This is a genomic window from Microcoleus sp. B7-D4 (genome assembly GCF_036705125.1).
Classification (GTDB): domain Bacteria; phylum Cyanobacteriota; class Cyanobacteriia; order Cyanobacteriales; family Microcoleaceae; genus Microcoleus.
Window position 1 is genome coordinate 1 of sequence record NZ_JAUBTT010000143.1, and the last position, 14,756, is coordinate 14,756.

Annotated in this window: 11 protein-coding genes; 7 read left to right on the forward strand and 4 right to left on the reverse strand. The window is 46.2% G+C overall.

Translation table 11 applies throughout. The annotated features are described in order from the left end of the window. Nucleotides 1–609 precede the first annotated feature (609 nt). The 5 genes from QUB12_RS34260 to QUB12_RS34280 all read left to right on the forward strand — a co-directional run bounded on the left by QUB12_RS34260 (nt 610) and on the right by QUB12_RS34280 (nt 8,892). Complete coding sequence (locus QUB12_RS34260) at nt 610–2,805, forward strand: hypothetical protein (RefSeq protein WP_333148180.1); 2,196 nt, start codon at nt 610–612, stop codon at nt 2,803–2,805. A 47-nt stretch (nt 2,806–2,852) separates the two neighbouring features. Next, entirely contained in the window at nt 2,853–4,847 is a 1,995-nt protein-coding gene (locus QUB12_RS34265) for a DUF3685 domain-containing protein (protein ID WP_333148182.1), read from the forward strand. Between the two features lie 175 nt (nt 4,848–5,022). Continuing rightward, entirely contained in the window at nt 5,023–5,508 is a 486-nt protein-coding gene (locus tag QUB12_RS34270) for a CRR6 family NdhI maturation factor (RefSeq protein ID WP_333148185.1), read from the forward strand. A 408-nt stretch (nt 5,509–5,916) separates the two neighbouring features. Further along, nucleotides 5,917–7,449 (forward strand): NAD(P)/FAD-dependent oxidoreductase, encoded by a 1,533-nt coding sequence (locus QUB12_RS34275; RefSeq protein ID WP_333147246.1) that lies wholly within the window; start codon nt 5,917–5,919, stop codon nt 7,447–7,449. 228 nt (nt 7,450–7,677) lie between these two features. Beyond that, nucleotides 7,678–8,892: an FAD-dependent oxidoreductase gene (locus QUB12_RS34280; RefSeq protein ID WP_333147248.1), complete on the forward strand. Its 1,215-nt coding sequence runs from the start codon at nt 7,678–7,680 to the stop codon at nt 8,890–8,892. A 146-nt stretch (nt 8,893–9,038) separates the two neighbouring features. Here QUB12_RS34280 and QUB12_RS34285 read toward each other — a convergent pair whose 3' ends face one another. Further along, the gene (locus QUB12_RS34285) at nt 9,039–9,911 is read right to left on the reverse strand and encodes a pentapeptide repeat-containing protein (protein WP_333310632.1); all 873 of its coding nucleotides are present in this window, start codon (nt 9,909–9,911) and stop codon (nt 9,039–9,041) included. A 48-nt stretch (nt 9,912–9,959) separates the two neighbouring features. Continuing rightward, entirely contained in the window at nt 9,960–10,094 is a 135-nt protein-coding gene (locus tag QUB12_RS34290; protein WP_333310633.1) for a hypothetical protein, read from the reverse strand. Between the two features lie 973 nt (nt 10,095–11,067). On the opposite strand from QUB12_RS34290, the gene QUB12_RS34295 reads away from it, so the two are divergent. Both QUB12_RS34295 and QUB12_RS34300 read left to right on the forward strand, forming a co-directional pair. Next, complete coding sequence (locus QUB12_RS34295; protein ID WP_333147252.1) at nt 11,068–11,331, forward strand: helix-turn-helix transcriptional regulator; 264 nt, start codon at nt 11,068–11,070, stop codon at nt 11,329–11,331. Continuing rightward, complete coding sequence (locus tag QUB12_RS34300; protein ID WP_333310635.1) at nt 11,328–12,245, forward strand: hypothetical protein; 918 nt, start codon at nt 11,328–11,330, stop codon at nt 12,243–12,245. The genes QUB12_RS34295 and QUB12_RS34300 overlap by 4 nt, the downstream gene beginning before the upstream one ends. Here the strand turns inward: QUB12_RS34300 and QUB12_RS34305 are convergent. Next, nucleotides 12,211–13,296, reverse strand: coding sequence for a DNA methyltransferase (locus QUB12_RS34305; protein WP_333147256.1), 1,086 nt, complete (start codon nt 13,294–13,296; stop codon nt 12,211–12,213). The genes QUB12_RS34300 and QUB12_RS34305 overlap by 35 nt on opposite strands. A 156-nt stretch (nt 13,297–13,452) precedes the next feature. Then, a complete protein-coding gene (surE, locus tag QUB12_RS34310; RefSeq protein ID WP_333147259.1) occupies nt 13,453–14,130 on the reverse strand; it encodes a 5'/3'-nucleotidase SurE in 678 nt (225 codons plus the stop codon). Nucleotides 14,131–14,756: the final 626 nt, after the last annotated feature.

A 14,756-nucleotide genomic window follows, 5' to 3' on the forward strand; every position in this document is an offset into this window, starting at 1 on the left:
GTCCCGCCCGTCCTTTTTGGACGGGCGGGACGCCCATCCCACAATCTTGTGGAAGTTATTTAATTCTCATTCCTAAACCCAAAAAATCAGTTCTACCGGCTACACGTAAAAGTGTAAACCAAATCCGGCTGTAGTCCCCCCTTGATTTTTTAATCGGCTTGGAGGAGACGAAAGTTTGTGTATTTGCGGTTTCAACCGCTGAGTCTGATAAGGGAATTTCTGATCCGGATTTAATATTAGACCTTAGTTTAATCCCTCCTCCAATTCATCTGCAGAGTCAATTCTAAAATCTAAAATCTAAAATCTAAAATCTAAAATTGATGGACAGACGGGGCTTTATACTGTTTTTTCTGCTAAACGGCCCCGGAATCTGTGAATAATTGTTTGATAACTGGTATGATTTACGTGCTTCTTGAGCCTAAAATGCTCGGAAGCAACCAGTGGGGCCAGACACGAACCTCACTATAAAACACCGTAGAGGGAAAGATTGCCAGTACCTTGAAGGAAGTTCTCGATCTCCTTAACCGGAGTCAGAAGCCGACATCACAATCTATGATTTGATGTGGGAGTGTCACGTGAAGAGTGCGCATTACAGGACAGGCTGAAGTAATGGCGAGACGACAATCTGACCAATTCCACACACCACCGCAATACAACCCATCCCCTAAACCGACGGCACAGTTCAGTGCAGAGGCGACAGGCGATGCGAGTTCCTTCGTAACGGCGCAGCCAACCGAGGGAAAAAGAACTTTTTGGCAGTGGCAGCTTATCTGGCTGAGTCTCCTGGTGGGATTTGGAGTAACCGGTGCCGCTGCATTTCTGTGGTTGCTGACGATGCCGCCACCGCCGAATTGCCAGCAACTGTCGCCACTGGCGGCGGACGGAGAGCGACTTTACTGCGCTCAACAAGCTGCTAAGTCGGGCAAGCTAGAACAGATAGAATCGGCAATGGCCTTGGTGCAGGCTTGGCCGAAAGAACATCCGCTATACTCGCAAGGTCAACATTTGATAGGGGAATGGTCGAAAGCCATTCTGGGATTTGCCAGGGCAAAAATTGAGAAGGGCGATTTGAAAGGTGCTCTGGAGATTGTGGCGAAAATTCCGAAAACCAGTCGGTCTTACCCAGAGGTAGAGGAGGCTGTGACTGCTTGGGAAAAAAATTGGCAGGAGGGCCAAAAACTCTACGATACAGCCCTAGCAGCTTTGAAAAGTGAGGATTTAAGGAAAGCCTGGGATTATGCTCAAGCTCTATTTAAGCTGGAAAATATTTTCTGGAGTCAGAAGCGTTACAACGAGCTGATCCAGCAGATTTCTTTGGAAAGAAACGGCTGGCAGCGCTTGCAAGAGGCTAGAGATTTGGCGAAGGACGAGACTCCGCAAAAGTTCGCTGAGGCAATCGTCCTGGCTCGGAAAATAGACTCGCAGCTTTTTGCCCGCGCTAAAGCTGAGAAGGAAATTGAAGGCTGGAGCCGGATTTTGCTGGCAATGGCTACTAAGCGGTTGGGGGCGAAAGATTTGCCGGGGGCGATCGAGGCTGCTTCTGTTGTGCCACAGGATTCGCTACTGTTTGCGGAAGCTCAAGATTTGATGCAGTTGGGTAGGGCTCAGGCAGTGACGTGGAACCAGTCGATATCAACTCCGCTGCCACAACACATTTTTAGCTTGCTGGAAGGGCAGGGGGCTGCTAGCAAAATAGCTCCGGGTCGCCCTCTGTACAAGCAAGCTCAAGTTCAAATTGAAAATTTGCAGGTGCAGTTTCAAGATTTGCTGCGGCTGCAAGTGGCGAGCACGATCGCTAGTTTCGGTCAGATAGGGACGTTTGGACTCGCGATCGAGCAAGCGCAAACCATCGGACTCAAGCAGCCGCGGCGGATTCACGCTCAAACTTTGGTGGCTTCTTGGCGCCGGGAAATTGAGCGGATCGAAGACCAATCTTTTCTGACTCTGGCGAAGCAGTTGGCAGAAGCGCAAACGGTTGAAGGACTAAAGGGCGGCATCGCTCAGGTAGTTCTGATTGCTCAAAACCGCCCTCGCAGGATAGAAGCGCAAACTCTGCTGGCTCAGTGGACGAAACGCATAGAAGTTATTCAAGATCAGCCTTTTTTGGATGAAGCGATAGCCCTGGCGAAGCAAGGAAAACTTAGTGCTGCTATTGAAAAAGCTTCGCAAATTAAGAGCGGTAGGAGTTTGTACGCGAAAGCCCAGGATAATGTTTATCAGTGGGTGAGCGAACTGCAAGTCGCTCAAGACAGACCGATTCTCGATCGAGCTGCGGAATTGGCATCTCAAGGCAGTCTAGGAGCGGCGATCGATACGGCTTCCCAAATCGGTTACGGTAGGGCGCTGTATTCAGAGGCAGCAGGTGCGATCGGGCGCTGGAGTGCTGAACTTAGAGCCAACAGTGCACCGCCGCCGGAACCCGCTCGCGATTACGCGCCGGAACCCGCTCGCGACTACGCGCCAGCTCCAGCAGAGGAGTACGCGCCAGCTCCGCGACAGGATGAGTACGCGCCAGAGCCAGAGCCTTACTATCCGCCTGCGAGAGAAGAGGCCCCGGCTCCCGAACCTTACAATCCGCCTGCTCCGGAGCCGGAACCTTACTATCCGCCCGCGAGAGAGCCGGAACCGGAACCTTACTATCCGCCCGCGAGGGAGCCGGAACCTTACTATCCGCCCGCGAGACAAGAGGCCCCGGCTCCGGCCCCGGAACCTGCTGCTCCTCCTCCGGCTCCGGCTCCAGAACCCGCGCCGCCCTCGATTCCTGAGTCGGCTGGGCCTCCTGATGCTAATTTGATTCCCGAGTAATTGGGTTTTCGCGCGATCGATCTCTAAAATCTCCAATCTAAAATCAAGTGAGTAATTTCCAACTGCTGACGATCGATGGCGACCCCATTTTCCGGCTGGGGCTGCGAGTTGCTTGCGAGCAGTATCCAGACTTGCAAGTTGTCGCAGAGGTTTCAACGGGAAAGGAGGCTTTGCGGGTTCTAGAAGCTCGCTCGCTCGACTCTGAAACAGCCAAGAAGCCTGGAGATTTGGCAATTTTGGCTGTTGAGACTTCAAATTGGCGATCGGGTCAAATAGAGGCGGTGGCATTTTGTGGCGAACTCAAAAGTTTGTACCCCAACCTGCCTCTGTTGCTGCTAGGCGGATCCCTGACACCGGAGCTGTTGGCCCAGTTACAGGCGGCGGGCGCGAATGGCTATTGTCCTAAAGGTAGAGATATTTCCCTGACAATCGAAGCTATTCGCGCGGTGGCGTCTGGTTGCACTTATTGGCCGACAGATACGGCAACTAACCCGGAAATAGAACTAAATAATGCAGCGGTTGTTCAAACAGTAGAAAACTCCGCAGCAATTGCAGAGAAAAATGCAGATAATTCGACAGTTGATACGCCAGTACACAAAAAAATGCTGGCTTATTTTTGTCGGTCTGGACTACAGGAAATAGATGCAACTTTGGCGATTGTCCAAGCGGATTTGGAAGAGATTAGGGCTGCAAATCCGACAGATTTGCCCTCTATTTTAGATGGGGTTGTACTCAATGGGCGTCGCAGAGAATTGCTGGCTGCTCGCTGGATTGTCAGTCAGTTATTATTTGAAGGAAAAGGGGAGAAGGCAGAAGGCAGAAGGCAGAATGCAGAAGGCAGAAGCCAGAAGGCAGAAGGCAGAGGGGAGAGGGGAGAAGGCAGAAGGCAGAGGGGAGAAGGCAGAAGGCACAAAGAAGAAATTAGAGGCGAGAATTTGTTAAATAATTCTCAATCGCAATTAGCGAATTCCCAAGTTTCGGCTGAATCTTTGGTGGTTGCAACTAATTGGCAAGGTAGCTTGTTTGACTCGGCGGCAGCTAAATTGCAATTTGATTTGGTGAATTTGACTGGCTTGCCTTTGGAAATCGATATTTTGCGATCGACCAAAAAGCGCGAATTGATGAGTTCCATCCTGCGGAAGTTAAAGGATTTGCTGGAGGAATTGCGCTTTTCGCAAGTGCAGCAAACTCAATTGTCGCAAAAAATGCCTGCTATTTTACGGGATTTGTGGGAGGCGACAATCATAGATTTTTTTGGCAGATACTATACACTGCCAACGGGAGAAACTCTGGTTATTGATGGCAGTCAAACAAGCTTGACACTGGGAGAAAGTCAAGGGGAAAGCGCTGCTGATATCTTGGCAGCCAGCGGTATAGAAGTTGTGTCGGTGCTGCTGGCAGATGCTGATGCAGTTGCAACAGAAATCCTTGACAAAATACCGATGACCGTTGATTTTTTTGCACATTTGCTATTTGAAATTCCTTTAACTGTTGACAATATTTCTTGTGTTGCTGGCAGCCCGGAAGCGATGCAGCGAGCTGAAGCTTTGTTGGAAAATTTGGCAATTCAAGTTGCTAGCGGAGTCGTACAGCCTCTACTAAATAATTTGGCAAATATTGAAGAAATCAAGCAAATTTTTTACGATGGTAAGTTGATTTCGACGCGAGAAATTGAGCGGTTTCGGAATGAGTTGTCGTGGAGATATAGCTGGAATAGATATTTTGTGGAACCGAAAGCTATTTTTGAAAGCAGGTTTTGGCTGTTTGTTTTGGGCGATTCTGGAATTAAGAAAATTTCTATTTATGCTCCAAGAAATCTGGAGTTAGCACAGTTGTCTGGGTGGCAGTTAGCCTTGACTTTGGTGCTGGAAACCAGGGATGCGATCGCACCTAGAGTTCGCGCGGTTATTTCGCTGTTGGGTGCTGGGGTGGTTTACGTTTTGACTCAGGTTATAGGGCGGGGAATTGGTTTGATCGGGCGGGGAATTATCCAGGGGATTGGTAATTCTTTGCAGGATAGCAAGTTTGGGAAAAATGGGTAATTAGTCATTAGTCATTAGTCATTAGTCATTAGTTGGTAGTCATGAGTGAGCTAAAATATTTATAGGTGGTGGTATGATAACTAAATGGTAGACAGTTGACAATCAAGCAATTGGCTACTCGCCTCCCGGATTCATCTGTGGGATTAATCTAAAATTTAAAATGGGTTGACTTTTTATGAGTATTATGATAGCGATAGATGCCGATGGCATAAACAGTTTAGATTTGTCTCCGGTGCGGACTGTGATTGAAAAGTGGCTGGCCGAAGGAGCGATCGCCCAAAACGAACAACAGCTACAATTTGAAATAGAGTATCCGCGCGAAGAGTTAGATCCGCGAGAAATTTCGGAAATTCCCGAAGTAAGGCTGTGGTTTATTCGCTTGGATGCTTGTTACCCTTGGCTGCCATTTTTGCTGGATTGGAAAGCGGGAGAATTGGCCCGCTATGCGGCGATGTTGGTGCCGCACCAGTTTCACCGAACCCAAGGTATTCAGTACAATCCTGAAGCTTTGGAAATGTTTTTGATGAACAAAATTTTTGTGTTGACTGATTGGTTGAATCAGCAGGGAATTCCCAGTAAATCGAAGTTGATGGCGATGTCGCAGATGTTTGGTTATGATTTGGAGGATGCTTTTTTTGATGTGATCCTGCCACACCAATAAGCTGTAAGTAAGCCCACCTAAATTGTATTTTTTGGGCAGGCGGGACGCCCAACCCCTACTCCCCACAAGAAGTCGCTCAAACTTGACTGTTAAGGAATGAGAATTAAATAACTTCCACTCTTGAAAGTGGGATGGGCGTCCCGCCCGTCCTTTTTGGACGGGCGGGACGCCCATCCCACAATAACAATTAAAATTGTAAGTTATTTAATTCGCGAGCCTAAATTTAGATGCTTCACACTATTGTGGGGTGTTGTATTTTTTGGGCGTCCCGCCCGCCCAAAAAGGCGTAAGGTACGCAGTGCGTACCCCACAAATAGCGTGGTAAGCCCTCTTCAGAATTTCCTCAGAATTGAGCGTTAGTTTAAATAGACAACGATCGCCCGATTCAATCGATCGAGGAAATTTACCATGAAAACAGATTACCTCATCGTCGGCAGTGGTTTATCAGCACTGGTTTTCGGAGCTTTGATGGCAAACTCCGGCAAAACCGTACACATCCTCGAAGCTCACGAACATCCCGGAGGCTTTGGTCACACCTTTACGATGGCCAAAAAATACACCTTTAATGCCCAATTCCACTACGTTTGGGACTGCGGCGAAGGACATACAGTCAATCGAGTTCTCAAAAAACTCGGTCTCGATCGAGATGTCACCTTTGAACGGTACGATCCGAATGGCTACGACCACATGAGAATGCCTGGGTATGCGCTCGATATTCCCTCGGAACCCGAGGAACTGATCCGGCGATTGTCGGCGCTGTTTCCCGAAGCGGGCGAGAGAATTCGCCAATTCGTCAACGAAGTCGAGAAAACCGGCAACGGACTCAGAAAACTCGCTCCTCCCGTCAAACCAATTGAATTGCTCAAAAATTTCGGTGACGTATTCTGTGCTGTCCAACATCTCAATAGTACACTTCAGGACGTTTTCGACAAGTTCCAACTCCCGCAAGCCGCCCAAACCCTATTAGCCCTGCAATGGCCGGACTTTTTGCTGCCTCCAAATCAGCTTTCTTTCTATGCTTGGATTGCCTTGTTTAGAGGCTATCAAGAAGGTGCATTTTACCCGACGCAGCATTTTGAATCTGTCATCAATTCTTTAGTTAAAGTCATTGAATCCAACGGGGGGAAAGTTCTATTAAACCATGAAGTCACGAATTTCAGGGTAACAAACAGAACAGTAACTGGTGTTGAAGCGATGGATTTGACCACCCATCAAACCCATGAATTCACTGGGGACACGGTGATTTGCAACCTTGACCCGAAAAGAGCAGCCAAGATGATTGGAGAGGAACTGTTCTCTAAAAAAGTGCGACGGAAACTCAACTATGAGTATTCTGCATCTAATTACATGGTGTACTGCGTTGTCAAAGATATCGATCTCCGGGACTATGGATTTGGCAAGTGGAATACGTTTCATTCTGAACACTTGGATCTAAATGAAGCGTTTGCTCAAATGTATGAGCAAAATGATTTTTCTCGTCCGAGTTTTGCAATTACAACGCCAACTTTACTGACCCAAGCGCGGCGGGATTGTCCAGAAGATTGTCAAATTGTCGAATTTCTGACTGTTGCTAATTACAGCTATTTTAAACAGCTTTGGGAGAGCGATCGCAAAGCTTACAGACAGAAGAAACAAGAGATTCTGGACTCAATTTTAGATGTTGTGGAAAAACACTATGTTCCGAATTTCCGCAAACACATGGTCTTTCATATTACCGGAAGTCCGACGACTAACGAGCGCTTCTGTTGGTGTCCTAACGGTAATTCCTACGGTTCCAGCCTGACGCCGCGCAACATGGGGGTCGATCGGCTAAATCATGAAACATCCCTCAACAATTTCTATTTCTGCAACGCCTCCTCGGGCTATCCAGGCTTTGCACCGACATTTTGGACGGGGGCGCTGCTTTATCAACGTTTATCCGGCGATGCGATTTTAGGCTAGGAGGAATTGGTTACTCGGCGATTGAAATCGCTACTACAGAAACGAAGTCTGCCTCCGCAGACTAAAAAATAAAAAGGGCATCACATCCAACCTGGCAACGAGAGAAAGCTAGAAAAAGGTTCTTGTCCCCCCCTTATTAAGGGGGGTTAGGGGGGATCGGATCGTTTCTCCAACAGCTCTTAAGCATTCGATGATTAATGTTCCATTCTATCAATCTAGGAGTGAACTATGAGAATTGCAATTGTTGGGGGCGGAGCCAGTGGTATGGCAGCAGCCTACTGGCTCGATAAACAGGGGCATCACGTCACTGTGTTGGAAAGTCAGCCGATTTTAGGCGGACACATTCGGACGCTGAACAAAAATGTTCTGCCCAATCAATCGGAGTGCAATGAAATATTAGAAAATGGGGTGCTGGAATTTCCCACAGTGTTTTACAATTTCGTGGCTTTTATGCAGGAACTAGGCGTTGAATTAGAACCGGTGCAGATTGGTTCCGCGCTGTTTTTTAAAGATGGCACTCACTTTTTGTCTGCGGTATCTATCCAAAATAATTTCACCGGAATCCAACGCCTGATCGAGTATTTGTGGCTTGATAGTCTCTACGCTCGTTCGGCGGGATTTATTTTAAGAATGCGGTTTGCTAAACAGCATGATTTCTACGACGTGTCGCTTTCTGAGTCTTTGAAAAGCTCGTGCGTCCGCAATTATTGGCTGAAGTTGCTGACGATGTACAGCTACTCGATACCGTTTGAATTGCTCGACAATTTCCCGGCAGAATTAGCGATGCCTGTTCTACGCGAATATGGCTTGGTCAACTGGGTGAGGATTAAAGGCGGGGTGTATTCTTACATTGAAAAGATTTTGGAGCGATTTAAGGGCGATATACGGCTAAATGTGGAGATTGCCAATATTTTTAGAAGTGCGGATGCTGTAAAAATGGTGCTTTCTGATGGGGAAATCCAGGAATTTGATAAGGTGGTTTTTGCGATGCCACCAGACCAAGTTATGAGGTTATTGTCTGATCCGACGGAGGCGGAAAGGAAGCGGTTTTCGGCGTGGAAAGCCAATTATGCAACGACTGTACTGCATTCGGATACATCGATGTACGATCGCTATGGTATCCGCAAGTTATCTGAATTTGATTTTTTCGAGACGGACAAAGGGTGGGGATATAATGCGAGCTTGAATCAGCTTTGCGGCATCTCATCGCCACGAGAGTACAGTTTAGCATTTCATCTGGAGGAGTCGATCGCCCAACAGCACATTATTCACATTCAGAAACATCACACGCCGCTGTACACTGTCGAGTCTTTTCGATATAGAAATGAAGTTATCGAGACTAATGGCGAGAACAACACTTATCATGCGGGAGCTTATTTGGGGGATGGTTTGCACGAAGGAGCCATTACCTCTGCTTTGCGAGTCGCGAAATTAATCGGGTGAGCTCAATTGTGATGCTACAAACTCTCGCAAATATCAGTAACTTTCCTGTCGGTGCAACACTCTCACGAAAGTAATGATGTCTGCATCAAAAGTTAAACCAATGCGAGAGTCGTCCACTCGGATGCGAAATTAATTTTTGGCCTTGCCTAAGCTGCGACACCACGTGCTGCAGTTAAGTAGACATCATGGCTCACAGATGCGGGCATTGTTGATCCGCCTAACTGAGTACCCTCAAAGTTGGTTCCCGTGAATGTTGCCCCGCTCAAGTCGGCTTCACTCAAGTCTGCATAGCACAGCCTAGCCCAATCGAGGTTTGCCTGCACCAAAGAAACTCCCACCAGATTTGCCCTGGTTAAATCTGCTCCCATCAACTTGACGCCCCGCAACTGAGCCCCGCTGAGATTGGCGGCTAACAAGTTCGAGCCTTCCAGGTTTACCCCGTTCAGTTTGGCTTCGCTGAGGTTGACGCCATTGAGATCCGTCCTGCTCAGGTCGATCCCGTTGATGTAAGCTTTCCTGAGATAGATGCCTGTTAGTTGAGCGCCAAAAAGCTTTGCACCGCTGAGTTTTGCGCCTCCGCAGTTTGCCCAGTTGAGGTTTGCTCCCGTGAGGTTTGCGCCCCGCAGGTTGATGAATTGCATGTCGGCTGTACACAAATTGGCGTTCCAGAGGATGGCACTCCGGAGGTTGCTACCTATGAGTTGGGCGCCACTCAACTTTGCTCTGGGCAGTTTTGCTTTGACGAGGAAAGCTCCGTTGAGATTGGCTTTTGTAAGCTCTGCGTCGGCTAGCCTGGCTTGGCCCATTTTGGCAAAACTCAGATTTGCCCTGTAAAGGTTTGCGCCGTTGAGTTCTGCTTTGGTGAGATGCGCCCGACTCAGGTTAGCTCCCGACAGGTTAGCCCTCGAAAGGTTTACGCCAACCAACATAGCTCCGCTGAGATTTGCTCCGCTGAGGTTTGCCTCAGCAAAGTCTCTGTTTCCATTTTCGTACTCTTTGAGCAGCTCGGTTACTTCCATACGGGTCACATTCCTAATAGCGGAAATTTATCTAGAAATAAACACTCTTTATAAATATTTTATATCTAACCGAGCGGATGCGATCGCACTTTCCAGAAAGCTGAGAATCAACTTTATATTTATACATATACTTTGTTCTTTTTGCAGAGTCCCGATTTTTTTGATGTCATAGTCTGAAACCATTGATTTACTTTGCCTCTAGTGTGCTTCGGCAAGGGTTGCGATCGTACTGAGATCCGTGAAACCGTTATTCTGAGTAGGTAAGCCATCAAACACTGTCCGAAGTGTTAATCAATAGTAAAATCAATATTTTTGTTTTCCACTGTGGCTAACAGCTTTTTTCAACCGAGACTGCAAATTTGTTGGTTGTGTTTGCGTCAGGTGTCGCGAATGCTTGCATGGCCATAGCTGCATATTTTATCTACTGTCATTCGATTTTAGATTTTAGATTTTAGATTTTGGATTGACTGGCGCGAGATAAATTCGGGGGCGTGAGGATTTTAGATTTTAGATTTTGGATTGATTCCACGGATAAATCACGTGGCGGGTACCACCTTTGAAATTCGCTTGTCATTTTTTAGGAAAATTAGATGTGGAACAACAGCTTAATCAGCCCGACTTTTTCTCGGTAGTCTCGCAGCAGTTATACGATCGTGCTTTTCCATATTTGCTTGAGTCGATCGGGGCTAAAAGTAATTTCAGACATTGTACTTGTGAGGAATTTATCGATATGCCTAACGGTAGATGCTATTTGTTCAAAACCTAGTGCATAATCTACTGAAGATTGTACAAAACTAACAGCGAGTAATATCCGTATAGCATCACCTCGTCTACTTGCAGTTAGGTCGATGTGTCAATGTATGTTATTCTGAGTAAAAATTGAGGAATAATTATGTCAAAAGAAAGAAAAAGCAACAAAGAAGTCAAAAAGCCAAAGAAACAACCTGATGGTGTTGCTAAGCCGAAGGATGACAAAAAAAATTATGGTAGCACGGACGGCCGCAAGTAGAGATAGCTGCCACTCTTCGGATTGCGATTAATTTTGTTCAATTGTCATTACTATCGATTTTTAACAGATTCAAATATCCTATTTTGGGATTATCCGAAAACAGGTTTATTATATCTAGGGAATATGCAGTGCTAAACCCAAAGTATAATGAAATCTGTTTTTAGTGATGAATATGAAACATTCCGTTGCTGTATGATTGCGGCTCGTAAAGAAGCGCAACTAACTCAGGAGTCTGTTGCTAAATCTCTTAAAAAGCCCCAGTCTTTCGTAGCCAAATATGAAAACGGTGAACGACGGTTAGATGTAATTGAGTTTCTGTTAGTTGCTCATGTAATTGGTGTAGATCCTTGCGATATTATTAGGAAAATTTCACAAAAAATATCTGAAGCATCTTGTGAGAGGGAGATATGAATACGCAAGATGTAATCAGACTTGCATCCCAATATCTTGATCGTTTATCGGGTAACACTTTCGACGTTTTAGATGTATCTAAACCTGTTACCGTAGATGCAGCGGTGAACCTGTCTAAAGTTATCTCAAAGCTTTCGCCCTTAGTCGGAAATTTAATCGAATTTAACACCGTTGAATTCTTGAATCAACAAAATGAGTTCGGTGAATTTGGAAAGTGGCATAGGCAAGATCCAGGCTTTCCAGATACTATTTTCCTCGGCATAGTTCAACCAACGCCAGGATTAGAAATTAAAGCGTGGTTCCCACTAGCAACAGAGATAACAGCACGTTTCAAAGATAGTCAGAATCACTTTAGGTTCGATCAGACCTACGTTGCTATCCTGGCATGGCTACCCGATAAAATCATCTATGGCAAGCCTCGCATTCTTGATGTGTGCGTTGTCTCTGGTTTATCGGTAGCTGTAGCGAGAGATACCCACTATCACAATCCGCCAGATTATCTTGTTTTAGAGCCGGAAGATACAACTCAAAGAACAGCAAATTTGCCACAAACAAACACCAGTGGATATAAATTCCAAGGCTCTGCTGAGGAGTTTTTAGAAGCTGAGAAAATAGTTGATTCATGGGGTACTCAAGGAAAAGTCTACAAACCAACTAGAGAGTATCAGCGCCTTCTGCGGGAGCTACGGATACGCTATGAATATAGACTAGATACAAATTTCGCAAAGATGGACAGAATTGTACATCCAGGCATTGAGGAATTTAAGCGACGTGTCTACAATACTGAAGTTTCCGGTATGACCGTGGGTCGGTGGAATAAGCTTTTATCAAGTCGCCTAGAAGGCAGCATCAAGAAATCCCTACAAGATTATCTACAGATTAGAGAAGAGAGTATTGATGAAATTCTTGATTAAATCTCTGTACACCATAGTAGAAATAGTCGGGGTCTATCTCGCAAGAAAAGGCTTTTCGTTTTAGTTTACGTGCTGACAAAGCTGCACTGAAAAGTCCACCAAAAGGTTCCCATATCACATCGTTTTCATCGCTCGATGCCTCAACAATAAGGTTCATCAGATCCAAAGGTTTTTGGTTGAGATGTAATGCTTTTCCAGAGAGAGTTTTAACTCTCTCATCGCCCCGTAAAGCTTGACGCTCCCAAACGTTTGTAAAACCGTGAGGGCATCTAAATTTCGATCGCATCTTGCTCCATTCTTGTCCCGTTAAAGGCTGATTGCCATCCAGCGAAAAGTATGGTTTTCCTTGAGGACTACCATACTCATTTGCATAGTTCACTAGCCTTTCAAACATCTCGGTCGGAGGGAAATACCACAAATGCCCTTGATCGAAGTATTTCCTGGTTGCTGCATCCACCACCCCGCAAGCATTATTGGCCCGTCGTAACGGCAACCCAGAGCGTTTCCACTCTCGCAATAACCACGCCTTTAAGGTAAGTTCATTAACGGTTACTTCTCTAACGTATTGAACGCAGACTTCTGTAACGACGGGGAACCTGCGAATTTTCTGTGTGTTAACATTCCCTGCGATATGACCTTTTCCCTTGTTCCAAATATTGGAATTGACATAGCGCCAACCATATTTTTCTAGAAGTGGATGCACAATAGCCCAACCAATCTCTGAATTCCAAAACCAGAGTGTTGTACAGGGTATGGCTGCTTTTGACCAGGCCTCGATATGAGGTTTATACCAATTAGGTAAATCAATGTGATCTGAGGTATCTCCTTCAAACCCAAGAATACCGTAAGCTCCATCTGAAACTATGACAGTAGGTTGCTCCCAATTGTCGTAGTGCTGGAGACTATCGCCGAGATATAAAGTAACGTATTCGTCACTCCATGTAGAAAAATTAAAATTGGTATTGAGATTAGCTACTTTGCCACGACCAACAGTGCTGCTCGCTTTGCGTTTTAAGATGCTGGGAGAATTCGCTTCTGCGTTAGGACTCATTTATTGACTTACGTGACTGTAAAAATTAAGTACAAATATTTTATCCTGATTTGGGATATTGAGGCTAAGTAATACCAAAGTTAACCTACCTACTTCCGCTTTGTTGACAAAAAAAATAGTTCGATCGCCCAATCCCATCAAATCCCATCAAATCTATCACAACGATATCTCAGTCACCGCAATATTACCCTCAAAACACACGTCAACATCAGTCCCCGCCGCCCGATCGCGCGATCCATACTCTCCCGCATAATAAAAGTATTCTCCCTCCATCCGGTACACCACGGGCAACGGCTGCGTCGAAGGCTGGCAAAACACAATTTCCGGTTCCGCACTTCCCGGCGCTAAATGTGGCAAATTCACATTCCAGAAACACCCCGACTTGGGTTCCCGGTGCAGCAAATCTGCCAACACCCGCGATGTCCAACGAGTAGCGACATCCCAGTCTATTTCGAGTGGCCTTTTAATCCGGTGGGAAATTGCGATGGCAGGAATACCGTGCATGGCTGCTTCCCGCACAGCCGCAACCGTACCCGAAATATACACGTCAACCCCCAAATTGCCACCCGCGTTAATACCCGAAAGCACCAAATCCGGCTTCGCACAAACGTGATGAAGAGCAATACGCACGCAATCGGCCGGTGTTCCCCCTACAGCATACTCAAATTCCGATCGCCGATCGACATGAATCGGACTGTGAGCAGTCACTTGATGCCCGCAGCCCGACAATTGCCCCTGCGGAGCCACCATAATTGTTTTGCCTTCTACAGCCTGCAAAAGTGCCTGAATCCCTGGAGCATCGATGCCGTCGTCGTTGGTTAAAATTATCGTCATTATGTGTCGGTTTTATAGAACCGATTTGAGAGCGCAGAGGCTGGCAACCTTCTGATAGTTCTAGCCCAAATTGGTTGTTGATTGGTGGCGATCGTCAGTATGAGCATTGCCACACATTTATATCATCGCATTAATTGAACAGTTGCCCCAGAAATGTGGCGCGCCACATTTTAGCCGAGTCGCACCTTGATATGACAGCTAAAGCGACTTGTTACGCTTGCCCCAGTGCAGCATTCATGACATCAGTGTCGATGCAAACATCTAATCACATAATTTTTTCCTCGGCTCTCCCCGATGCTTGGTGTTAAAAGTAGCAGATGATACTAAGTATCTGAAACTGAAGGTTGAAACCCTCGATCGTGCTAAATTATTAGCTTGCGTTATCACCATAAGTACGAGAGAGCCGATAATAAGTTAATGTCGATTCCTATTGGGCTTTGACGCAGGGGATGGGAGAATAGATATCAAATATTTATCAAAGATACTATCTAAGTTACGTTACCGAAAATTTTTGGTTTAAAGCCCCGTCCTTCGCTCGACGGCTTTTTATTCTGGTTTATGTTAAGATAAAGACAGTAAATATCAAAAACAAATGAAAGCTAGATATCGCTACCGATGCTATCCGA